Genomic DNA, 23,739 nt, shown 5'->3' on the forward strand with positions numbered 1-23,739 from the left:
GTTTTTGTAAAGAATTAGAAATAACGAAGTATGTTGTCAGCCTACCGTGACCATGTTGCCGAACGTGCAGCCCAAGGAATTCCCCCTTTGCCTCTCAATGCTCAGCAAGCCTCAGCCCTGTGTGAGCTATTGCAAAATCCCCCCGCAGGCGAAGAGGAATTTTTACTAGCGTTACTACGCGATCGCATCCCCCCTGGAGTCGATCAAGCTGCCTATGTAAAAGCAGGATGGCTAACAGCGATCGCTAAGGGGGAATTGCGATCGCCCCTAGTATCCCCTAGCTATGCGGTGGAACTGCTCGGCACAATGGTCGGTGGCTATAACGTGCAGACCTTAATTGATTTGCTCACCAATGATGACTTAGGCGACTTGGCGACGACAGCTCTCAAGAAGACCCTGCTCGTATTTGATGCCTTTAATCAAGTTTTAGAATTATCAAAAACTAACGCCAGAGCCAAAGCCGTCATCGATTCATGGGCAAATGCCGAATGGTTTACCAGTCGCCCCGCCTTGCCTGAAACCGTGACCGTAACCGTATTTAAAGTCACAGGTGAAATCAATACCGATGACTTCTCGCCTGCATCCCAAGCCTTCTCGCGTCCTGACATTCCTCTCCATGCGCTCTGTATGTTGGAGTCGATGATGCCTACGGGATTGAAAACTATTGCGGAACTCAAGCAAAAAGGTTATCCCGTCGCCTTCGTTGGTGATGTCGTGGGAACAGGTTCTTCGCGCAAATCTGCGATTAACTCGGTGCTGTGGCACATCGGCAACGATATTCCCTTCATTCCCAACAAACGATCGGGCGGCGTGATTTTAGGAAGCACGATCGCACCGATCTTCTTTAACACTGCCGAAGATGCAGGAGCCTTACCAATTCAGTGCGATGTCACCAAATTGGAAACTGGCGATGTAATTACGATCCACACGCGCTTGGGCAAAATCACCAACGCCGCAGGTGAAACCCTATCCACTTTCAGTCTCACCCCCGACACGATCGCCGATGAAGTTCGCGCAGGTGGACGGATTCCTCTCTTGATTGGTCGTAGTCTCACCGCCAGAACCCGTCAAGCTTTAGGACTCCCTGCCAGCGATGTGTTCATCCTTCCCGCCACTCCCGCCGACACAGGCAAAGGCTACACCCTCGCTCAAAAAATGGTCGGCAAAGCTTGCGGCGTGGCTGGTGTGCGTCCCTACACTTCCTGTGAACCCTTAATGACCACCGTTGGTTCTCAAGATACAACGGGACCTATGACTCGCGATGAGTTGCAAGAACTCGCCTGCTTAGGATTTAGCGCCGACTTGGTAATGCAGAGCTTCTGCCATACTGCTGCCTATCCCAAACCCACCGACATCAAAACCCATAAAGAACTTCCCGACTTCTTCTCCAATCGTGGCGGCGTAGCCCTCCGTCCCAACGATGGCATTATCCATTCTTGGTTAAATAGAATGCTCTTGCCCGATACCGTTGGCACTGGTGGCGATTCCCATACCCGTTTTCCCTTAGGCATTTCCTTCCCCGCAGGTTCTGGATTAGTCGCCTTCGCCGCCGCCTTGGGAATCATGCCTTTGGATATGCCTGAATCGGTTCTAGTGCGCTTTACTGGCGAATTACAAGCAGGTGTCACCCTGCGCGATGTCGTTAATGCGATTCCCTATATTGCGATTCAACGCGGATTACTCACCGTTGAGAAGAAGAACAAAAAGAATGTCTTCGCAGGTCGGATTATGGAAATCGAAGGGTTGCCCAATCTCAAAGTTGAGCAAGCCTTTGAATTGACTGATGCCACTGCCGAGCGTTCCTGCTCTGGTAGCACGATTAAGCTCAGCACCGAGACAGTTGCCGAATACTTGCGATCGAATGTCGCCTTGATGAAGAACATGATCGCTCGTGGCTACAGCGATGCCAAGACCCTCTTGCGCCGTATTGCCAAAATGGAAGAATGGCTCGCCAATCCTGTATTAATGGAAGCCGATCCTGATGCCGAATATGCGGAAATCATCGAGATCGATCTCAATGAGATCAAGGAACCAATTGTTGCAGCACCTAACGATCCTGACAATGTGAAGTTGCTCTCAGAAGTAGCAGGCGATCGCGTGGATGAAGTCTTTATTGGTTCTTGTATGACCAATATCGGACATTACCGCGCCGCCGCCAAGGTTCTCGAAAAGGAAGCTGCCGTGAAAGCGCGTCTCTGGGTTGCACCACCTACCCGCATGGATGAGTTCCAACTAAAAGAAGAGGGAATTTACAGCACCTTCGGTGTGGCTGGAGCCAGAACCGAAGTCCCTGGATGCTCTCTCTGCATGGGTAATCAAGCCCGTGTTGCTGATGGTGCGACAGTGTTCTCCACTTCCACCCGCAACTTCAATAATCGTATGGGTAAGGACGCTCAAGTCTATCTCGGTTCTGCTGAACTCGCAGCAGTCTGTGCCTTGCTAGGCAAGATTCCAACCGTGGAAGAGTATCAAGCGATCGTCACTAAGAAGATCGATCCTTTTGCCAGTGAACTCTATCGCTATCTCAACTTCGATCAGATTAGCAATTTTGAAGATCAAGGTCGAGTGATTGCCTTAGAGGATATGCCTCGCATTGAGGACATCTTGGGTATGCCTATGGCGGCGAAGTAGTTAATTGATTTGCGTATAATATTTAGGGTGAGTCTGTAAAGGGCTTGCCCTAGTTTTTACCATTTGCAAGAGAATCATTATGAGATATTTTGGTTTACATTGTGAAAGCGTTTATTTGGAGTGATGAAAAAAACAAATTACTCCAACAGGAAAGAGGTATATCTTTTGAAGATATTGTGGAAGCGATCGCTGATAGATATTTGTTAGACAGTATCGAGCATCCTAATTCTGATAAGTACTCAAATCAATCAGTTTTCATAGTCGCTGTTAAAGGATATGTGTATTGTGTACCTTATGTTGAGAGCGAATCAGGTGTTTTTCTAAAAACAATTTTTCCTAGCCGTAAAATGAAAAAGATATATTTAGGAGATTAGGAACTATGCAACATTTAGATATAGAAGAACAGGAATTACTAGAAAGTATCGAGAATGATGAATGGGTGAGTATTGCTAATAAACAAGAAGAATTATCCCGTTTTCAAAATATGGCGAAGCAGCAAATTTTAAAGCAAAACATTGAATTGCAGATGTCAACTCAAGATTCTGACAAAATTTATAGTTTAGCGAATCAACTTGGTATTTCTGTATCTAGTTTTGTTCAAGATATTGTTCATAAATATTTACAAGGTGAGTTAGTTGAAAAAAGATAAATTGCGCCTCTTGCTTATTGACAGGTTTATGAGTGTGGCGATCGCGTCTTCATCAATAGCTATAATAAAAACTAAGTTAATCGGTTGTTGTGCATGACAAGTCATTACAAAATAGAGGCGTTTTGGGATCAAGAGGCTCAGGTCTGGGTTGCTGAAAGCTCAGATATTCTTGGCTTGGTGACGGAAGCTGATAATCTCGATCACCTGACTAATAAACTTAAACAGATGATTCCTGAATTACTTGCTGCTAATCATCACATGGCTACTGATGATCAACGAAAAGTGATCTCGTTTGAATTAGTAACTCATCGGCAAGAACTAATTCAGGTGGCTTAAAACATGGCAAGTTCTTTTACTCCCGAATTAAAGAAACTGCTTCTAGAGGCAAATTGCTACTTTGAGCGTCACGGGAAGGGAGATCATGAGATTTGGTATAGTCCAATTACAGAGCGACGGTTTGTTGTCGATAATGCGATTAAGTCTCGACATACGGCTAATGCCGTTTTAAAGCAAGCAGGGTTAGTAAAGGCGTTTTAATATATCGCCAAAATTTGAAAGACAAAAGCATGAAAATCAGATATTTTGCAGATACTGACACTTTTTACATCGTCTTTTCTCAGAAAACACCTGCGGAAACACGGGATTTAAATGAGAATACCTTGTTGGATTTAGATGAGGATGGTCAGCTTTGCAGTATGACAATTGAACATGCTAAGGAAAGGGTAGGTATTCCAGAGATTGATTATCAAGAGATTGCTGCATAGAATGGCGATCGCCCTTCATCTCATAGGTAAAATCGCTTCTTGCTTATTGATAGGTTTGTGAGTGTGGCGATCGCCTATTCATTTCATGGATAAAATCGCTTAATTGCTTTTTGACAGGTGTATGATCGCTTATTGATTTCATGAAAAATGTGCATTACATTTCATGAACGCACCTTAGTAAAATGTTTCACATTTATATCAGTAACTCCATCACGTTATGCCAAGAAGCCCTAAATTCATCCAAAAAGATTTTATTTTAGAGAACAAGAATCTCCCAACTAAAAAAGAACTTAAATGCATGAGAGATAACACAATTACTTGTAAAGATGACAAAGATGAGGAATCAAAAAGAATTTATAAAAACCATCCAATATTAAAAGCTGTTTTTCCGCGTAACCACGATTGAAATTGGCTTCCATATCATATGTCATACGAGTTCTGGCGTAAATTGCGGGATGCTAGTAGAGACTCAAAGGTAAAGCTATTAGAACAGGTTCCTTCAGTTGATGAAGTGTATGAAAAGTTATCTTTCTATGCTTCTGAATCGGATATATCGCCAGTCAAAACAGAAGCTGGATGGTGGCTTTTTAAAAACAATTCTTATTCACTGAAAAAGAATATTGTTTTTTCGGATGAGCAAGTTAAGCTGCTGATATTAGACGACTTTGATGAAGAGAGAATATATTTTGAGAAACTTAAAAATAAACTTGAAACTTTAAATAAGAACAAAGACGAAGCATTCCCCGTCCTGCTATTCCCGAAGCAGTTAGAATTGAAGTTTGGAGACGAGATTCTGGTCAATGTGTAAAGTGTAGTAGTAGAGAAAATCTTGAATATGATCATATAATTCCTGTTTCTAAGGGTGGCAGTAACACTACTAGAAATATCGAACTTTTGTGTGAGGCTTGCAATAGGAGTAAGGGAGCGAATATTCAATAAACGCTTTGCTTAAATCTTTTAAAAACTTTTTAATGAATAGGTGATCGCTGATCACTGGTTGCGAAGATTTGACAAGCGGTCGCTAGATTTGCGTTGAGAAAGTTGGAAATCTGAGCAAACACTCTAACCTTAAAGCGGCGGAGAGGGGATCGAACCCCTAGCATTTACCTTGATAATATACCTAAGATTCTTTAATGTCAGCTTACAAAGAGTTAGTAGTAGCGTTCGCTCGTGGCGACTCCGCCATAAATGCCACTCCGACCATACTACTTATTACATTGACCAGAGCAATTACAATTGGCAACTTACTCATGATTGTATCCGAAAGAAGATAGGTTAAATAACCTACAAACCCTTCGCTGTTAGCTGGCATATGTGAAGCTTGATAAAGGCTTGCTACCAAGTTTTTTGGTAATGGATGCTATTCCAAATCTCCTCGACGTTGTGTATACAGTATCAATTTTTTCTGGATCTATTCAATTACGGTAAGCCGTCATATTTATTCGGTTAACCCTATTTAGATATAAATTCAGGGATAGTGATCACATTATTTTTGTTTTTTTTGAGGAGCGATCGCTGTTTGATTGATTTTTTAGATAGGCGATCGCTGTTTATGGGATGGATTGGCGATTAAGCAAGCAAATAGAAGTTTCTGGTCGTGATGATAAAAAAAATTAGAATTCACTCTAATTTTTAGTGACTAAAATTATTACTAGGCTTACATTTGAAAGTGTGCTTGATGCCGTAAGTCAATTATCAATAGAGCAGCAAGAAATCTTGATTGATATTCTCAAAAAAGAAATGATGAGGTAAGAAGAAAAGAAATCCTTGAAGAATGTCGCGAAGGCTTAGCTGAATACCAGTCTGGAGTTCTTCAATCTCAGACGAATGAGGCGGTAATTGTAGATTTGCGTAGTTATATTGGTCATTTTACTTTGCCTTCTTTAGTTTCGTTATTTATTCATGAACATGTGCGGTTGCCCTAGATAAGAAGCGAGTAGTAGCAATTCCTGATCGCAAAAGAGAGTAAAATTGAAGACTGCCCAATTGATCACTGAGTTGATGTCGCCGTGCAATCTGACTATTTAGAAAGAATCCTCAAGGCTCGTGTATACGATGTCGCGCAAGAATCGCTACTAGAGCTAGCGCCAAATTTATCAGCAAGATTGCATAATCAGCTATTCCTCAAAAGAGAAGATATGCAATCGGTTTTCTCTTTTAAATTGCGCGGTGCTTACAACAAAATGGCGCAACTACCGCCCGATTTGCTATCTCAAGGTGTTATCGCCGCATCGGCGGGAAATCATGCCCAAGGTGTTGCCCTCAGCGCTCGCGAACTAGGCACAAAGGCAATTATTGTCATGCCCGTGACCACACCATTGGTGAAAGTGAATGCCGTTAAAATGCGTGGTGGTGAAGTGGTTTTACATGGCGACACCTATGATGATGCCTATGCCCATGCAAGGCAACTTGAAGCTGAAAAAAATCTTACCTTCATCCATCCCTTCGATGATCCCGATGTGATTGCAGGGCAAGGCACAATTGGCATGGAGATTTTGCGGCAATATCAAAAGCCCATCCATGCAATTTTTGTGGCGATTGGTGGTGGTGGTCTAATTTCGGGCGTGGCAGCTTATATCAAGCGCCTACGACCTGAAATCAAGATTATTGGTGTAGAACCAGTGGATTCTGACGCGATGTCGCAATCTCTAAGGGCAGGGCATCGAGTCCGTCTTGATCAGGTTGGTTTATTTGCCGATGGTGTGGCAGTCCGCGAAGTTGGGCAAGAGACTTTTCGGCTATGTCAGCAATATGTTGATGAGATTTTGCTAGTCGATACTGACAATACTTGTGCCGCGATCAAAGATGTTTTTGAGGATACGCGCTCAATTTTAGAACCTGCGGGAGCACTGGCGATCGCTGGTGCAAAAGCTTATGTCGAGCGAGAAGGTATTGAAGGTCAGACCCTCGTGGCGATCGCCTGTGGGGCAAATATGAACTTTGACCGTCTGCGCTTTGTTGCTGAACGAGCCGAACTTGGAGAACATCGCGAGGCAATTTTTGCCGTCACTATTCCTGAACAATCGGGCAGTTTACGCAAATTCTGCGAACATATGAGTAATCGCAATCTGACCGAATTTAGCTATCGAATTGCTGATCAATCAATTGCCCATATTTTTATCGGTGTCCAGATTGTCAATCGTGCCGATGCTGCCAATATCTCTAAGACTTTTGCCGAAAATGGCTTCACTGCGATCGAGATTACCGATGATGAACTAACAAAGCTGCACCTGCGGCATATGGTGGGTGGGCGCTCACCCCTTGCCCATGATGAACTTCTCTATCGTTTTGAATTTCCTGAAAGGCCGGGTGCGTTGATGAAATTTGTCGGTTCAATGAGTCCTAATTGGAATATTAGCCTCTTCCATTATCGGAATAATGGTGCAGATTATGGAAGGATTGTGGTTGGGGTACAAGTTCCTCCTTCAGAAATGGAAGCATGGCAAGCATTTCTCGACACCCTTGGCTATCGATATTGGGATGAAAGTCAAAACCCTGTTTACAAGCTATTTCTAGGATAAAACCAATAAAAGATTGATATCAAGTGTCAGTCTTTTTATTGAGATATCATTCTCAAGGAAGAGTGGATACAACATTGATCGTAATCCCTTTCTTGCTTCTTTACGATAAGATGTAGGAATGAACTTATAGCAATATCAATTGCTAAATCACAAGCAAAGGAGACTAGCCGTGATCGTAGTAACCAAGATGGGAACACCCGCCACAGAAATTGAGCGGATATGCGATGAACTATCTAGTTGGGGATTATCTCCCGAAAAAATTGTGGGAAAACATAAAGTTGTACTGGGTTTAGTTGGCGAGACTGCTAGCCTCGATCTGCATCGAATTGAAGAATTAAGCCCTTGGATTGAGACGGTTTTGCGAGTGGAGCGCCCCTTTAAACGGGCTAGCCGCGAATATCGTCAAAATGAATCGAGTGTAGTGATTGTGCCTACACCCAATGGGGATATTGCGATCGGTGAGCATTATCCCCTTGTAGTCGTTGCGGGGCCATGCTCTGTTGAGAATGAAGAGATGATTGTGGAAACTGCCATGCGTGTAAAAGCTGCAGGTGCTCAGTTTCTTAGGGGGGGAGCCTATAAACCTCGCACTTCCCCTTATGCTTTTCAGGGGCATGGCGAAAGCGCTCTATCGTTATTGGCGGCGGCGCGGGCAGCGAGCGGATTGGGAATTATTACCGAAGTAATGGATACGGCAGATATTGAGAAGATTGCGGAAGTTGCTGATGTGTTGCAGATTGGGGCGAGAAATATGCAAAATTTCTCGCTTTTGAAACAAGTTGGCAAACAGAACAAACCAATTCTGTTAAAGCGGGGGCTTGCAGCCACCATTGATGATTGGCTGATGGCTGCGGAGTATATTCTCGCGGAAGGTAATCCCAATGTGATTCTTTGCGAACGCGGAATTAGAACCTTTGATCGCGAATATACTCGCAACACTTTGGACTTGTCCGCGATTCCTGTGCTACGAAAGCTGACCCACTTGCCGATCATGATTGATCCGAGCCATGGTACTGGCTGGTCAGAATATGTGCCATCGATGAGTTTGGCTTCCATTGCGGCGGGGGTAGATTCACTGATGATCGAAGTGCATCCTAATCCTAAGAGAGCCTTGTCTGATGGCCCGCAATCACTGACCTTTGAGGATTTTGATCAACTCATGCTCAAAGTTAATCACATGGCTAAGGTAATGGAACGTTAATTATCAGCAAGGATTCGCAAAGCGAATCCTTGCTCTAGGAAGCAGCAGAACCATATGAATCGATCTTTTCGCTACGATCGTAATATTCATTTTCGTGACACAGATGCCGCAGGAGTTGTTTATTTTGCAAATGGTCTATCCATATGCCATGAAGCCTATGAAAACTCACTGGCAAGTGCAGGTATTAGACTTCAGGACTTTTTTCGTGGCATTGCGATCGCAGTACCGATCACCCATGCCAGTATTGATTTTTTTAAGCCAATGTTTTGCGGTGATCGCATTACGGTTCTGCTACAGCCGACCTTAACCAGTGCCAATTCATTTCAAGTTGAATATCAGTTGTATTTCGCTGCTGATTTTGAAGTGAATCTTGATGGGACTAAAGGGCAATTAGAAAAAGCGGCAATTGCCAAGGCGTTAACTAAACATACTTGCATCGACCCAAACACCAGAAAACGGTGCAATCTTTCTGAGGAACTTTTGAAATGGATAGAACTTACTAAATGACAACAATTTTGCGTGATTGGAGTTATCGCTATCAGTGGTTTTACGATACGGTGTCAGCGCTGGCGGCACTTAGTGTTGGTGGTGAAAAGAGATTTCATCGTTTGTTCTTAAAGGATCTGACAATTAATCCCGATGCGAAAGTGCTTGATCTTTGCTGTGGTGCAGGGCAAGCGACAAGGGAAATGGTCAAACATTTTCAGCATGTCACGGGCTTAGATGCTTCACCCATAGCCATTAAACGCGCCCAGCAAAATGTACCGCAAGCTGAGTATGTCGAATCCTTTGCGGAAAAAATGCCCTTTTGTGATCGCAGTTTTGACCTCGTCATCACGAATACAGCAATGCATGAAATGGATGCGGCACAATTACGACAAATCATTCAAGAAGTGCATCGAGTTTTGGCTGACAACGGTCAATTCATCATCATTGACTTCCATCGCCCCACTAATCCTCTCTTCTGGCTGCCGATTGCCACGTTTTTGTGGCTATTTGAAACGGAAACCGCATGGGAATTACTCCAAACTGATCTCACCCAACTTTTAGCTAAATCTGGATTTGAGGTCGCATCTTGCCAACTCTATGCGGGTGGGAGTCTACAGGTTTTGCGATCGGTCAAAGTTGGCGAACAGTCGTGAAAAAGGAACAGCATTGCTGTTCCTTTTTCGCGGATTTGCTGCATTTGTTACAAAAAAATGATAATCTTAATAAAAAGTTAAGTTTTGTTGCTCCCCTAAATCTATGCTTCGTCTTGAACATATTCAGAAAATTTATCCCACTGGCGAAGTCCTCAAAGACGTTAACTGGGAAGTCAAAACAGGTGATCGTATCGGCTTAGTCGGTGTCAATGGTGCGGGGAAATCAACACAGCTCAAAATTATTGCAGGGGAAATCGAACCGACCGCAGGGCAAATTGTGCGACCTTCGAGCTTAAAAATTGCCTATCTTAGTCAAGAGTTTGACATTGAAGAGACGCGCACGGTCAAGCAGGAGATGTGGCAAGCCTTTCAGGAAGTACGCGAAATTCAAAAGAAATTAGCAATCGTCCATCATCACCTCGAAAACTTGCAAGATGGTGAAGACTATGAGCCGATTCTTAAGAAGATGGATCGCCTCCAGCGTCAGTTTGAAGACCACAATGGCTATGAACTCGAAAGTCGCATTGACAAACTCCTGCCAGATTTAGGGTTTAAAGCTGAAGATGGTGAGCGTTTTGTGAGCGAATATAGCGGCGGTTGGCAGATGCGGATGGGCTTGGGCAAGATTTTGCTGCAATCCCCTGATCTGTTATTGCTGGATGAACCGACCAATCACTTGGATTTAGAAACAATTGAGTGGTTGGAAAAATATTTGCGATCGCTAAGTACACCGATGGTAATTGTCTCCCATGACCGCGAATTTTTAGATCGCCTCTGCACCTCCATTGTGGAAACTGAACGTGGCGTATCCACCACTTATTTAGGCAATTATTCATCATACCTAGCTCAAAAAGCTGAAGCAAAGGCAGCACAGGGAGCTGCCTTTGAGCGGCAACAGAAATATATTGAAAAACAACAGGTATTCGTTGATCGTTTCCGCGCCAGTGCCACCCGCAGTACCCAAGCCAAGAGTCGCGAAAAACAACTGGACAAAATTGATCGCATCGAAGCTCCCGAAAGCGATGTCCGCACCCTCAAATTCCACTTTCCCCCAGCCTCGCGGAGTGGACGTGTCACCGTTGAAATCAAAGATCTTACCCATGCCTATGGGGAGCAAATCTTGTTTTTAGGCGCAAATCTAGAAATTGAACGAGGGGATCGGGTTGCTTTTTTGGGACCCAATGGTGCAGGTAAATCGACGCTTTTAAAAATGGTAGTGGGCAAAGAAGCCTATAACGAAGGCGAAATTGTCCTCGGTCATAATGTGCTTGTGGGCTACTTTGAACAAAATCAAGCTGAAGCTCTCGACCTTAAGAAAGACGTATTTCATACCATCCATGACGACTTTCCCAAGATGACCCATGAAGAAGTTCGCGGCGTATTGGGCAAATTTCTATTTAGTGGCGACACTGTATTTAAGAGTGTGCGCGACCTCAGTGGTGGCGAAAAAGCGCGGCTTGCCCTTGCCAAAATGCTGCTGACCCCCGTTAACTTTTTGATTCTCGATGAGCCGACTAACCACCTTGATATCCCTGCCAAGGAAATGCTGGAAGCCGCTCTAAGAGAGTACGAAGGCACTGTGGCAGTGATCTCCCATGACCGTTACTTTATCTCCCAAGTCGCCAATAAAATTGTAGAGATCCGAGATGGTGATCTTTGCGTATACGCAGGGGATTATGCCTACTACCAAGAAAAGAGGGAAGAGGAGACTAGAGAAGCTAAGCACAAGGCTGAACTAGCAGCCAAAGCCGCCAAAGAAGCAATAAAACGAGAAAAAGAAAAAGCCAAGCAAGCAGAAAAACGTCAAGAAAAGCAACAACAAAAGGCGAAAGCAAAGTAATATGCAATCATCTATGGTGGAATCATTGGCATGAGTTACGATATGATCCTGAAATGATCATTAAAGATTGTTTTGAGTGAGTATTATCCCTCGCGAGGGTTTCACCAGAGATTGACGAACGAGAGAGACGCATCCGTTCTTTTTGACACAGACATCTTTCTTTTATGTTGAATCATATTGCCAGAAAACGCAATTTGATAGAACGTTATGCCCAAGGAGAACGAAACTTTGAGGGAGCAGATTTAGAAGGATTAGATTTAAGTAAAGTTGATCTAAGTTACGCAATTTTACGCAATGCAAATCTAGTTTTTACAAATCTATGGGAGGCAACTCTCTGTAATGTGGATCTATCAGGTGCCAACTTATCCGATGCGGATCTGTCTGGTGCATCTTTATTAGATGCCAATCTCAGCAATGCCAATATTACCCGCACCAACTTTGATCACGCTAGTCTGAGTGGGGCGCAATTCACAAATGTTAGTTTGGTTCGCGCTAATTTGAGGACAGCTATTTTAAATTGCACCAGTTTTCATGGTCAGGATTTTAGGGGAGTAAATCTCCAAAAAGCCTATCTAATTGAGACAAATTTATCTAATACCGACTTGCGTGACGCAAATTTGCATCATGCTTTTCTATTTCGGGCTAACTTAAGTCGCGCTAATTTAGAAAATGCTGACCTTAGCGAAGCGAATCTCAGTGAGTCCAGCCTGCATGGAGCAAACCTCAAAGGGGCAAATCTTAGTGAAGTAGACTTACGGGAAGCGGATCTAGATCGGGTTGATTTTAGTCAAATTAATTTACGTTTAGCGAATTTAAGTGGTCTTAACCTTAGCCATGTCCGATTTATCGGCAGCAATTTAAGCAAGGCGATCTTGAGTGGCACAATTTTACGCGGAGCTTGTTTTAATGGCTCAAATCTATGGAATGCCGATCTCACAGATGCTGACCTCACAGGTGCTGACCTCACAGGTGCTGACCTCACAGGTGCAAACCTCACAGGTGCTAATTTAAAACATGCAGCCTTGGATGTTGGTTGGATGAAAATAACCATTATCTGCAATACGACTTTGCCTGATGGTTCAATTTCCCAACGAGCTTGTCGTCTATGAAAAATCTCTTTACCTTTAAAAATGACAATTTATTACGGATGGCTCTAACCCATCGTTCTTATGTCCATGAGCATCCTACGGCTGGCTCAGATAATGAGCGTTTAGAATTTTTAGGTGATGCAATTTTGAATTTCTTGAGTGGATCGTATCTTTATCGCCAACATCCTGAATTAGGTGAAGACGAACTGACGCGCCGCCGTGCTGCCTTAGTGGATGAAAAGCAGTTAGCAAATTTTGCGATCGCACTTGGCTTAGACCAACAAATATTACTGGGTAAAGGGGCTTTGAGAGATGGCGGCAATAAAAGTGACAACCTATTGAGTTGTGCTTTTGAGGCAATAGTTGGGGCTTATTATTTAGACTGCCACTGTGATGTGGAGGCATTGCGTCCTGCGGTGGAGACTTTATTTGAGTCAGTACCAGCAGAATTAGTCAACATTCGTGCCGATCTCGATGCCAAAAATCGCTTACAGGAATGGGTACAGTCCTATATTGGGCATATTTTGCCAAGGTACGTCACTGAAAAAGTGGGTGGAACCGATCACATACCCGAATTTGCATCTAAAGTATATGTTGGCGATCGCCTATATGGTCAGAGTCTGCGAAATTTTTCTAGTAAAAAAGAAGCAGAACGAGCCGCCGCGCTCGATGCCTTAGAACAAATAGAAAGAATGTTATAGGTTTTTTAATTCCTATTTTAAGGGAATTAGCAAGCCAAGGATGAAATATATGACTGAAGATTGGTTAATGATTGGCAAGATTGTTTCACCACAAGGACTAAAAGGTGAAGTGAGAATTTTGTCCTATTCAGATTTTCCTGAACGTTTTGAGAACGCTGGTAAACGTTGGATTGCTGCTTCGGAGAAGGACGAGCCACAAGAGATTATGATGTTGTCGGGGCGAGAGGTGGCAGGCAAAAAAAATCTATTTGTGGTTAGGTTGGAAGGTATTAATGATTGCGATCGCGCTGAGGCTCTGCGTAATTATTTGATGTTTATTCCCACTAGCGATCGTCCCTATCTAGAGCATAACGAGTATATGATTGCCGATTTGGTAGGCTGCCAAGTTTACCATCAAACCACGGGTAAGCTATTGGGTGAAGTGATTAGTATCATCGCCGCAGGAAATGATTTACTCGAAGTTCGCAATTCGTATAATAACGAAATTGAGTTAATTCCATTTGTGGAAGTAATTGTTCCATTTGTCGATATCAAGCAAAAAAGAATTGAAGTTACTCCTCCCAAGGGACTCATTGACAAGTGGTTAGAATCTCCCCTGTCAGAATAATCGACAATAGGCAGTATAATTAGTTAAAAGCCTTACTTTGCAAGGCTTTTAACTTTGCTCTGCAAAGATTTTAACTAATTTACAAATAATCATGATTCCAGAATCGGGCGAAGGGTTTAAATCGGGGTTTGTGGCACTAGTTGGACGACCTAATGTCGGCAAGTCTACTTTGCTCAACGCACTCATTGGTCAAAAGATTGCCATTACTTCACCCGTTGCCCAGACGACGCGCAATCGTCTGCGGGGTATTTTGACCTTGCCCGAAGCTCAAATTGTTTTAGTCGATACCCCCGGTATTCACAAACCCCACCATTTATTAGGTCAAACAATCGTCAAAAATGCGATCGGCGCAATTTCTTCCGTAGATGCTACGGTGTTGGTGGTTGGTGGTAATGAGCGCATGGGAACAGGTGATCGTTTTGTGGCGGAAACGATTCTCCAAAGTAAAGTGCCTGCTATTTTGGGAATCAATAAGATTGATATGTTGGGCGACAATGCCCAAGAAATTTTTGCTAGTTATGAGGAATTTGCCACTGAGCATGGTTGGCAAGTTGCCAAGTTTTCTTCGGTGACTGGCGAAGGATTGGAATCATTACAAGCCATGATGTGCGATCGCTTGCCGCTTGGGCCTTACTATTACCCACCTGATTTAGTCACCGATCAGCCAGAACGTTTCATTATGGGCGAGTTAATCAGAGAGCAGATTCTTTTACTAACTCGCGAAGAAATTCCCCATTCAGTTGCCGTCAGCATTGATCAAGTGGACGAACAACCCAAAATCACTCGTGTCATGGCAACGGTACATGTGGAAAGGGATTCTCAGAAAGGAATTTTGATTGGCAAGAAGGGACAAATGCTGAAGGAGATAGGCACAAATGCGCGGCAACAAATGCAGAAGTTAATAATGGGTTCTGTTCATTTAGAAATCTTCGTTAAAGTTCAACCTAAATGGCGCTCTTCAAGGTTTCAATTATCTGACCTTGGTTACAGAGTCGAATAATCAGAAAAATATAGCAAAAAAGTTTTGCTTAGGACATATAAAACCAAGAAATAGCGATGCGCGGCTGCTCCGCGCATCGCTATTTCTTGGGTGGGAAGGGAGTATGATTCGAGTAACGGAACCGATCGGGATCGAACCGATGGCCTAGCGCTTAGGAGGCGCTCGCTCTATCCAACTGAGCTACGGTTCCAATGATTTTCAAAGCTAAAAATAGCAACGCTATTTTTAGCTTTGCTATGCCGTGATTATTATAGCAATTACTAGTGACTGGTAACTGATAAGCCTTCAATAATCATTGCAGGTACATAGAGTGATCCATGCCAATGTCTATGGCTACCGACAGCGATGACTTGATTGAGTGCTTGATAGATATTACCTGATAGCATCGTGTCCTTGACGCGACCGATGATTTTGCCATTTTTAACCCGATATCCCAAATCCACATTGATGGAAAAGTCGCCTGATATATCAGTGTCATCACCAAGAACTTGATCAACAATCAGACCATTTTTGAGGGTAGCGGCTAGCTCGACAATATCACCCTGAATCGTTTGGCTGGCTGCGATCGCAAAATTGAACAGGGCGGGACTGGGATAATTACCAAGATCGCCGCGAAAACCATTGCCCGTCGCCGCTATGCCCAGATCTTGACAAGTCTGCAAATCACCATAAAAGCCCTGTAAAACACCGCGATCAATCCAAGTTATGTTTTGGGTCGGTGTCCCTTCGTCATCAAAGGGAGCGCTATAAATACCGAAATTTGGCTGTTGGGTAACGGTTAGCAACTCAGAAATGACGGGCTGTCCAATTTTGTCCAACCAAGGTGTTGATTTTTGCTGCACCTGTTGCCCACTCATGGCAATTGCGACCACTCCCCACAACAAATCTGCGGCTTTTCCCGTAAAAATCACAGGTACTTTGCCCGATGGGGCAGGGGCATTTTGTTTCGCCCAATCTAAATATTGCAATACTTTTTGAGCAATCGCATCGGGCGGCACATCACCCCGTTCTGATTGTCCATACCAAACATTGAGAAAATCGTCACCTCGCGTTAATTCAGCACTCAGCGAACCATCCACCGTAATATCGGTATAACCGCAGTCTAAGCCTTTACTGTTGATGATGCGAATTGTCTCGCGGCTACAGTCCCAGTCTGCGGTGCAGATTGCATCAGGATAGCGCTCAAGCACCGTTGCGATCGCAATTTTCCCCCACTCGATCATTTGCTCAACACTCACCTCCTGTCCATACAGCTTGGGATAGTCAGTAACCGTTGAATCGCGCAATAAAATCTCGACAGGCTCGTTTAAAACACTGAGATCAAGGGCTTGATGTACTAAGTTCTCTGGTTCTACATCACCATAGGCAGTGACTAGCCCCATGCGTCCATCTTGCCAAACCCTTAAGCCTAACCCTGACGAGTCAATACTTTCTAACTGCTTAAGCCGATTTGCTTCAAAGAATACGGGATGGGAGACTGATGTGGATACGTATACTTCTGCGGCTTCGGCACCAGATTTGAGGGCAAGATCTAATAATTCTTCAGGGTTAAGAGTCATGGGGATTGATTTAGGGGCTGTAGTTTGCCAGCACTTTTAAGTGCTGCCTCTTCTCTTGCTATATTGTAAGTTGCTAGAATCAAATCCCCGAAAAACATCAGAACATAGTGGATATACTGCGATCGCTTCCCATTGGACTTTATCTCGAACAGCCGATCACATGGCTACATCGACTCGATCCAAGGATCAAGTTATTTGGCTTACTCACGGTTTTACTCTCACCAATTCAAGCTAATCAGACTTGGCGGATTGCGATCGCAGTTTCATTAATTGTCCTCACCTTCTCTTCAAATATTCCGATGCGCGTTTGGAAGCAGCAAATGGGGATCTTGCTATTACTCGCTTTTATGACATTTGCGATCGCAACACTTTCGCCCGATGGCTTTAATGTCAATAGCCAACCCCGTCGCCCCATCCCCGAAATCAATAACACCACAGTCACCAATCCCGCAGTTAATACCGCACCACTCACCCTAAAGCTGCCTCAGCCTACCTCCTATAGTTATGTACTTTGGAAAGCAGGTAATATCACGATTACTCGCAAATCCTTAGACTTGGGCGGGCGCGTATGCACATTGATTTTCACCTATCTCTATGCACCTACCCTATTTTTGCTAGTCACTGCCCCCGAAGAAATCACTGCTGCGATCGCTTCCGTTTTTGCACCTTTAAAATGGATCAAAATTCCCGTCGTGGAAATTGTCTTAACCCTCACTCTTGCCTTACGTTTTGTGCCTTTAGTTCTAGAAGAAGTCCAGAACCTTGGTAGGGCGATGCGAACTCGTTCGATTAATTGGAAAAGACTTGGATTTAAAAGAACTACTCAAATTTGGCTAATTCTTGCGGAAAGGCTGATTGATAATCTATTTATTCGGGCTGAGCAAACCGCCAGTGCGATGCAAGTGCGGGGTTTTACCAGCCCCAATACTCACCTTGTTGTTTGGAATCCGCTCAAGTTTTTCCCCAAAGACATCCTCCTATTAATCTTCCTAATTACCCTGTGGGGAGTCAGGATCTTATTTGGTAATCAGGTCTAACTTCAGAAGCTGTTACTGTTAATCGAGGATTATTTCGGAATCGACTATTTCATAGCGACAAAAAATTTAATTCAGCGCTTTGCGCTGTAATCGATGCGGTGGACATTATGCAGACGATACCAAGGAGTTTTGGGATATTCGTGATGTTCCCAATGATAATGTCCAAAATTGTAGCAACTCAAAAATGACCATAAAATTGTCAAGGAATTGCTAGTCGGACGGGGTAGAAAATTAGGATTGCGATGGATTTGGCGATGGGGTAAATAAGTTCCAAAATAAAATAATTGTAGGGAACTCAACACTAGTGGCAAAATCCAAAAGCAGATTAAATTAACCATTGATACATGGAAAATCAGCATTAATCCCCAAAAAATCACGCTCATATTGATCATAAAAATGAGCAGTGATCGCAATGGAAAGTATTCGCGAATAAACTTGAAAAACCAAAATACGGGATGAGGATTACTGCCATGAAAATCAGGATCATCACTTTGAGAGGTGTAACGATGATGCTTAGCATGGTTACTATGGCAGAGATTGTAAGGTAAAAAGCCATAGACAGTGACGGCAACCCGACCAATAAAATTATTTAATCGGCGATGATTGGGAATTAAATTGCCATGCATTGCGTCATGGGCAAGAATAAACATTCCTGTATGGAGATAGGCTCTGCCTAAAATAGCCAAGATTAATGCGAGAAAATTAAAGCTGACATTAGGGATAAATAGAAGTCCTAACAAGCTGGCAAACCATAGCCCCACGATAACTGCCACCACCAATAACCCTATCCAATCATCTACTTCAAATGTTCTTGGTGATGCACTAAATGTTTGCAGCATATTCTCAAAAGATAGTAATTGTTCAGAACCTAACGAGAACCCAGAAATTAAAAGCGGCGCAATGCGCCGCTTTTAATTTCTAAAGGTCAAACCTGATCTAGCGGGCTAGATTTAGCAGTTCTTTTGGAGATGCGAGTAAGTCGATGGCGACAAAGAAAATCTTGTTGCTAGGATCGAGTAAGAAACGCCAAGAAATATTCATACCAACGCCAGAGCCGAACCAAGGAGTCTGTACTTTACCAGTAACTTTGATTTGGGTATAGCCACCATCTGCTGGTTCTGCAACACCTCTTTCTGGTACGAGTACCAAGTTCTGACATTCTTCTTTAAAGAACTTCAACACTGCATCCTTACCAACAATTGGTCTTTGGAACGGAGGTTGCAAAGCACCATCGGGAAGGAACAGATCAATCAAAGCATCAAAATCGTTGGCATTGAGGTTGTTCATGTAGGACAACACAGTGGCATTGTCAATACCTTCAATGGCGACTTGAGTACGCTGAGACATTTCTTTTGGAGGCGAGACTGGCTCTGCAACACGTACATAGTCACCCAGTTTGTTGGGGTCATAGCCCATATCGACAACTGAATTACGCAAAATTGTGATTTGTTGACCAGGTTCTAAACTCTTGAGGGTTTCTAGCACAGCATTAGCGTTGGCAGAGAGGCGATAGCCTTCAGGAATTGGGGCAACAATGCCCTGTTCCATCCATTGCCCAAGTTGATACCAGAAGCCCAGTTTGATATTTTGTGACCAAATGGCGTAGGTACGGCAAATAGGAGTGTCAGCACGATTGGCTAAGTCACACATCACCTGAGTTTGTTGTTGGAAACTCATTTTCTTGATTTCATTCAAGGTCAACTCAGCCAATTGCATACTGGCGGCTCCAGGAGCGGCAATAGTCACAGTTTTGCCCATTTCCAAGTAAGTAAACCAAATCCAAGCGAGTTGATCTTCGGGACTTAGTTGGTTAAATCTGGCTGTAGTTGCAGGTACAACGTCGGCAGCTAGGGTATTAGGGAAAATGCTTCTGGCTGAGTTAATTGTGTAGGTCATGGGAGATTCTTTAGGTTTTGACTGGAAAATTTAAACTAGTGCTTTGTGTATAGAAGGAACCTACAAACCTTAAAGTGTAAAACTGAGTTTGTATTTTCTGCTCTATTAAAAGCCAAGACTCAATCAAAAACCCAATTTAAAGATATTGCTGACTTTGCAATTAAAAACTTTGATTAGGATTAATGATTAGCAAGCTAGGAAATCGCAATAACTTTTTTATTGTTGATGTTTTGATTTGCCTACATATATATACCCACATTATGGTGATCAACTCAAAACCTCTAAAGGTAGATATTAAAATTCTATTAAGACCTCAAAATCTCAAAAGCATATTACTGTAGTGCATTAAACCCATGATTATTTTTAATATATAGTTATCATCAGTAATTTTGATATCTAATCTTCATGTTTAATTTGCAACTAAATTTTTGTTAAATCCAAAAAGTAATTCATTAAATACAACTATTTGCATATTGATGTCTGATTGAAACTATGATTCGTACTGATCGATGCTAACGATAATTAAATCTTCGATATTGCGAAGCATAGCATTACAAATATTATCTAGAGGTAAATCATTGGGGTCATGCCCAAAGGGATCTTCTATCTGAATGCCAATTTCTTCAATCCCCAAAAGAGTGAAACTAATCAATGCCACAATCGGAGCTGTCATCCATTCCAATTGATCGACCATCTGAAAAGGCAATGATAAGCAATAAATTAATAACAGTTGCTTGAGGTGAATTGAATAGGCGAGAGGAATGGGCGTTTTAAGAATACGTTCACAAATGCCAACAACATCCACCATTTGATTGAGCAGTTGAATCATGTCCACTAGTTGATAATGGCTGAGTTTTTCCTGTCGATATTGCTTTTGCAAATAGTTACTAATCCAAAATCCAATTTCGAGGGGAGGATGATTCATCGATCGCAGTCGCGCAAATTTCTCTGGGGATAGGTTGGCTTCAAGTTCAGCATTGAGTGGCTGCGATCGCAAATGGAGCTTTAATGCGATCGCAAAAGCTGGTAATAGCTTAACAGCGGCAATTTTGTTTTTGCGATCGCAAGGTTCATTTTCGGAAATGGCAACTAAGATTTGGCGAGATAGGTTGCGAACTGTATTGACTAGACTTCCCCATGCTTTGCGACCTTCCCAAAATCGCTCATAAGCAGTGTTAGTGCGAAAGACAAGTAATAAACCTAAAACAATATTGGGAATTAGACTGCCAAGAATGGGGAGAGAAACTTGGATTTGGTAGAGATGCATTATATAAACGATACCTCCAAATAATCCGCATAATATCGAGCGGGGCAATACTTCTGGGACAACTGAGCCTCGCCAACTCAGGGCAATATAAAACCATCCATCCTTTTTTTTCATTAACAGTTTTAAGTATCTGGTTACAATTAAAACCTGTGGTACAGCGTGCGTCACAGGTTTTAGCTTTGGGTTTTAATTATACCTACTCCCTTCTCACCGAAGAAATCGACCTGTAAACACAAGAAATAGGGGTGTGCGGGTTTGCCGCACACCCCTATTTCTTGACTGCGAAAGGAGTAAAACCAAACTCAAAAAGTAAAGGCGGCGCATCGCGCCGCCTTTACTTTTTGAGTTTGGAATAGAATTTTAGATTTGAGGAATAAAGCGTTCCTTAACAGGCACAGTGGTGTATTCACCAATGATGCGGCGGAACTCATCACCATCTAGAGTTTCGGCTTCCACTAGTAAATCCACAACACGATCAATTGCTGCACGATTTTCGTACACAATTTGTAGTGCTGTGTGATAGCACTTCTGGACAATTTCGCGAACCTGTTGGTCAACCTTAGCGGAAATATCTTCGGAGTATTGAGAACCGCCACCCATGCTGCGACCAAGGAATACTTCCGAACTTTGACCCTCAAGGGCAAGTTGACCGATATTAGACATCCCGTAACGAGTGACCATTTGACGCGCCATACCGCTCACCTGTTGGAGGTCACCGCCAGCACCAGTAGTCACTTCCGCAGAACCAAATACGGCTTCTTCGGCAGCACGACCACCGAGAGCTGCCGTGATACGGGCGAGGATTTGACCACGGGAAACGAGGGTTTGTTCTTCATCGGGAGTGAACCATGTCAAACCAGCAGCCTGACCTCTAGGAATGAGGGTCACTTTTTGAACTGGATCATGATCCTTGAGCAATGTACCGACAATCGCATGACCAACTTCGTGATAGGCAATTAAGCGTTTGTTGCGGCTATCGACAAGGGCTTTGCCTTCGAGTCCAGCAATGACGCGATCGACGGCATCATCGATTTCTGCCATTGTCATCGCATCCTTACGACGACGGGCAGTCAGAATTGCAGCTTCATTCAAGAGGTTAGCAAGGTCAGCACCAGCAAAACCGGGGGTGCGTCTGGCGATTGCTTCTAGAGAAACTTCAGGGCTAATCTTTTTGTCACGTGCGTGAACATTGAGAACTTGCAAACGACCTTTGATATCAGGTGGATCAACGCCAATTTGACGATCAAAGCGGCCGGGACGTAACAATGCAGAGTCAAGGACATCAGCACGGTTGGTTGCCGCAATCACGATTACGCCAGAGTTACCTTCAAATCCATCCATTTCCGTCAGGATTTGGTTAAGGGTTTGCTCGCGTTCATCATTACCGCCACCGATACCAGCACCACGCTGACGACCGACTGCATCGATTTCATCGATAAAGATAATGCAAGGGGCATTTTCCTTGGCTTTCTTAAACAGGTCGCGCACACGGGATGCACCGACACCAACAAACATTTCGACAAACTCTGAGCCAGATACAGAGAAGAAAGGTACACCCGCTTCACCTGCGATCGCTTTGGCAAGCAAAGTTTTACCAGTCCCAGGAGGACCAATTAGCAAAACGCCTTTAGGAATCTTTGCGCCAACCGCCGTAAAGCGTTCGGGCTTTTTCAAGAAAGTCACAACTTCCTGCAACTCTTCCTTCGCTTCTTCAATACCTGCAACGTCATCAAACATTACGCCAGTCTGAGCATCCATGGCAAATCTAGCTTTGGACTTACCGAAATCCATCGCTTGTCCGGGGCCGCCCATTTGATTGGAACGACGGAAGAGGAAGAATAAACCTGCAATCAGAGCGACAGGGAAAATCAGATTACTAATAAATCCCCAGATTGCGCCATTGTTGCTAGGGGGATAAATTGCCAAGTCTACGCCGCCTTCGTTGAGTTTATCCATCAACTCAGGTGCGTATAGGGGCAAGTCAACCCTAGCGCGTTGCTCTTTACCCTCAATTTGGGGATCGCTTGCTACGATTACCGCCGTGCGACCACCATCAAAAATATCAACCTTGCGTACTCGATGCTCGTCGAGGTATTCAAGGAATCTTCCGTAGGCGATACGAGTATTTGCCGCATTTACAGTGGGCCGACTAGGGACAGGACGGGCAACTAATGTCTGCCAGCCAAAAAAGCCGATAATCGCTATGGGCAGTAACCACAGCAGTGCAGTTCTCCAAGAGGATTTCATATAGCAAAGAGCCTGATGTTCAAAATAATTTCTTAACTAAACTTAACTTACCATGATCCTTAATCAATGGGATCGCGCGATCGCAAATATCTACCCAAAGTAAAGCACCCGTTATTTTGAGCTTGACTGCGATGCAAGCTGATAGTCTGCGTGAGTATATTTTGTATTGATTTCAGAGTATTTAAAGCCTTGTCACAGCAATATTTAGATTTAATTCATGACTTGCAGCGCCAGTTAGAAGTGTTGCAAACAGCGATCGCAAATCAATCAGAACCTGCACCCGCAATTGTGAGTGACTGGTTGCGATCTCAAAGTCAAATCCAAGCATTTTTCCATGATCAAATTGTGAATATTGAGATGGAGATCAAGCCCCAACATTTATCTCTACAGGTGGAAATCGACAAGCAATTAAAGATGTTCGGCGTGGATTTGAGTATGTTACGGGCTGCCCGTAATCCCACCACATGGCAAAAGCGACATCAACAAATTTGCGATCGCTTGGTATTACTAAACAAATATTTTCAAATGCACTGATTCTTTAAGCCTGTTGACCTTTGCAGTCGTCCAGAAAAATTTTCATAAAGCGCTT

At 43.5% G+C, this 23,739-nt stretch carries 24 protein-coding genes and 1 tRNA gene; 19 read left to right on the forward strand and 6 right to left on the reverse strand.

Annotated elements, in window-relative coordinates; translation table 11 throughout:
• Positions 1-30: 30 nt before the first annotated feature.
• From acnB to era, 17 genes are all read left to right on the forward strand, one after another.
• Positions 31-2,631 (forward strand): bifunctional aconitate hydratase 2/2-methylisocitrate dehydratase, encoded by a 2,601-nt coding sequence (acnB, locus tag H6F41_RS10370; RefSeq protein WP_190403409.1) that lies wholly within the window; start codon positions 31-33, stop codon positions 2,629-2,631.
• Between the two features lie 101 nt (positions 2,632-2,732).
• Positions 2,733-3,005: a BrnT family toxin gene (locus H6F41_RS10375; protein WP_190403410.1), complete on the forward strand. Its 273-nt coding sequence runs from the start codon at positions 2,733-2,735 to the stop codon at positions 3,003-3,005.
• Between the two features lie 5 nt (positions 3,006-3,010).
• The gene (locus tag H6F41_RS10380) at positions 3,011-3,280 is read left to right on the forward strand and encodes a hypothetical protein (protein ID WP_190403411.1); all 270 of its coding nucleotides are present in this window, start codon (positions 3,011-3,013) and stop codon (positions 3,278-3,280) included.
• A 93-nt stretch (positions 3,281-3,373) separates the two neighbouring features.
• Positions 3,374-3,616: a DUF1902 domain-containing protein gene (locus tag H6F41_RS10385; RefSeq protein ID WP_190403412.1), complete on the forward strand. Its 243-nt coding sequence runs from the start codon at positions 3,374-3,376 to the stop codon at positions 3,614-3,616.
• Between the two features lie 3 nt (positions 3,617-3,619).
• Positions 3,620-3,817: a type II toxin-antitoxin system HicA family toxin gene (locus H6F41_RS10390; protein ID WP_190403413.1), complete on the forward strand. Its 198-nt coding sequence runs from the start codon at positions 3,620-3,622 to the stop codon at positions 3,815-3,817.
• A 29-nt stretch (positions 3,818-3,846) separates the two neighbouring features.
• Positions 3,847-4,044, forward strand: a complete 198-nt coding sequence (locus H6F41_RS10395; protein WP_190403414.1) for a DUF2283 domain-containing protein — start codon at positions 3,847-3,849, stop codon at positions 4,042-4,044.
• Positions 4,045-4,468: 424 nt separating this feature from the next.
• Positions 4,469-4,852 carry a hypothetical protein gene (locus H6F41_RS10400; protein ID WP_190403415.1) on the forward strand — a complete coding sequence of 128 codons (384 nt, stop codon included), beginning with the start codon at positions 4,469-4,471 and terminating at the stop codon, positions 4,850-4,852.
• Complete coding sequence (locus H6F41_RS19365) at positions 4,816-4,983, forward strand: HNH endonuclease (protein WP_408962540.1); 168 nt, start codon at positions 4,816-4,818, stop codon at positions 4,981-4,983. The genes H6F41_RS10400 and H6F41_RS19365 overlap by 37 nt, the downstream gene beginning before the upstream one ends.
• Before the next feature lie 1,070 nt (positions 4,984-6,053).
• Positions 6,054-7,565, forward strand: a complete 1,512-nt coding sequence (gene ilvA, locus H6F41_RS10410) for a threonine ammonia-lyase, biosynthetic (protein ID WP_190403416.1) — start codon at positions 6,054-6,056, stop codon at positions 7,563-7,565.
• Between the two features lie 169 nt (positions 7,566-7,734).
• Entirely contained in the window at positions 7,735-8,766 is a 1,032-nt protein-coding gene (gene aroF, locus H6F41_RS10415; RefSeq protein WP_190403417.1) for a 3-deoxy-7-phosphoheptulonate synthase, read from the forward strand.
• Positions 8,767-8,820: 54 nt separating this feature from the next.
• A complete protein-coding gene (locus tag H6F41_RS10420; protein ID WP_190403418.1) occupies positions 8,821-9,273 on the forward strand; it encodes an acyl-CoA thioesterase in 453 nt (150 codons plus the stop codon).
• Complete coding sequence (locus tag H6F41_RS10425; RefSeq protein ID WP_190403419.1) at positions 9,270-9,908, forward strand: class I SAM-dependent methyltransferase; 639 nt, start codon at positions 9,270-9,272, stop codon at positions 9,906-9,908. Before H6F41_RS10420 ends, H6F41_RS10425 begins: the two co-directional genes overlap by 4 nt.
• Positions 9,909-10,011: 103 nt before the next feature.
• A complete protein-coding gene (locus tag H6F41_RS10430) occupies positions 10,012-11,748 on the forward strand; it encodes an ABC-F family ATP-binding cassette domain-containing protein (protein ID WP_190403420.1) in 1,737 nt (578 codons plus the stop codon).
• Between the two features lie 164 nt (positions 11,749-11,912).
• Positions 11,913-12,857 carry a pentapeptide repeat-containing protein gene (locus tag H6F41_RS10435; protein ID WP_190403421.1) on the forward strand — a complete coding sequence of 315 codons (945 nt, stop codon included), beginning with the start codon at positions 11,913-11,915 and terminating at the stop codon, positions 12,855-12,857.
• Entirely contained in the window at positions 12,854-13,537 is a 684-nt protein-coding gene (rnc, locus tag H6F41_RS10440) for a ribonuclease III (protein WP_190403422.1), read from the forward strand. Before H6F41_RS10435 ends, rnc begins: the two co-directional genes overlap by 4 nt.
• 49 nt (positions 13,538-13,586) lie before the next feature.
• On the forward strand, positions 13,587-14,144 hold the full coding sequence (rimM, locus tag H6F41_RS10445) for a ribosome maturation factor RimM (RefSeq protein ID WP_190403423.1): 558 nt from the start codon (positions 13,587-13,589) through the stop codon (positions 14,142-14,144).
• A gap of 91 nt (positions 14,145-14,235) precedes the next feature.
• Complete coding sequence (gene era, locus H6F41_RS10450) at positions 14,236-15,144, forward strand: GTPase Era (protein ID WP_190403424.1); 909 nt, start codon at positions 14,236-14,238, stop codon at positions 15,142-15,144.
• A gap of 116 nt (positions 15,145-15,260) precedes the next feature.
• On the opposite strand, the gene H6F41_RS10455 is transcribed toward era, so the two are convergent.
• Together H6F41_RS10455 and H6F41_RS10460 are read right to left on the reverse strand one after the other, a co-directional pair.
• A tRNA-Arg gene (locus H6F41_RS10455) sits at positions 15,261-15,334 on the reverse strand.
• A gap of 70 nt (positions 15,335-15,404) precedes the next feature.
• On the reverse strand, positions 15,405-16,703 hold the full coding sequence (locus tag H6F41_RS10460; protein WP_190403425.1) for a TldD/PmbA family protein: 1,299 nt from the start codon (positions 16,701-16,703) through the stop codon (positions 15,405-15,407).
• Between the two features lie 107 nt (positions 16,704-16,810).
• On the opposite strand from H6F41_RS10460, the gene H6F41_RS10465 reads away from it, so the two are divergent.
• The gene (locus H6F41_RS10465) at positions 16,811-17,740 is read left to right on the forward strand and encodes an energy-coupling factor transporter transmembrane component T family protein (RefSeq protein ID WP_190403426.1); all 930 of its coding nucleotides are present in this window, start codon (positions 16,811-16,813) and stop codon (positions 17,738-17,740) included.
• A gap of 71 nt (positions 17,741-17,811) precedes the next feature.
• On the opposite strand, the gene H6F41_RS10470 is transcribed toward H6F41_RS10465, so the two are convergent.
• The 4 genes from H6F41_RS10470 to ftsH form a co-directional block, all read right to left on the reverse strand.
• Entirely contained in the window at positions 17,812-18,579 is a 768-nt protein-coding gene (locus H6F41_RS10470) for a fatty acid desaturase (protein ID WP_190403427.1), read from the reverse strand.
• Between the two features lie 97 nt (positions 18,580-18,676).
• Complete coding sequence (locus tag H6F41_RS10475) at positions 18,677-19,636, reverse strand: orange carotenoid-binding protein (protein ID WP_190403428.1); 960 nt, start codon at positions 19,634-19,636, stop codon at positions 18,677-18,679.
• 490 nt (positions 19,637-20,126) lie between these two features.
• Positions 20,127-21,017, reverse strand: a complete 891-nt coding sequence (locus H6F41_RS10480; protein WP_190403429.1) for a bestrophin family protein — start codon at positions 21,015-21,017, stop codon at positions 20,127-20,129.
• Positions 21,018-21,263: 246 nt separating this feature from the next.
• Positions 21,264-23,150: an ATP-dependent zinc metalloprotease FtsH gene (gene ftsH, locus H6F41_RS10485; RefSeq protein ID WP_190403430.1), complete on the reverse strand. Its 1,887-nt coding sequence runs from the start codon at positions 23,148-23,150 to the stop codon at positions 21,264-21,266.
• Between the two features lie 150 nt (positions 23,151-23,300).
• Between ftsH and patD the strand changes: the two genes are divergently transcribed.
• Positions 23,301-23,684, forward strand: a complete 384-nt coding sequence (patD, locus tag H6F41_RS10490; protein ID WP_190403431.1) for a heterocyst frequency control protein PatD — start codon at positions 23,301-23,303, stop codon at positions 23,682-23,684.
• Positions 23,685-23,739: the final 55 nt, after the last annotated feature.

Origin of the sequence: Pseudanabaena mucicola FACHB-723 (assembly GCF_014696385.1) — a bacterium.
Taxonomy (GTDB): Bacteria; Cyanobacteriota; Cyanobacteriia; order Pseudanabaenales; family Pseudanabaenaceae; genus Pseudanabaena.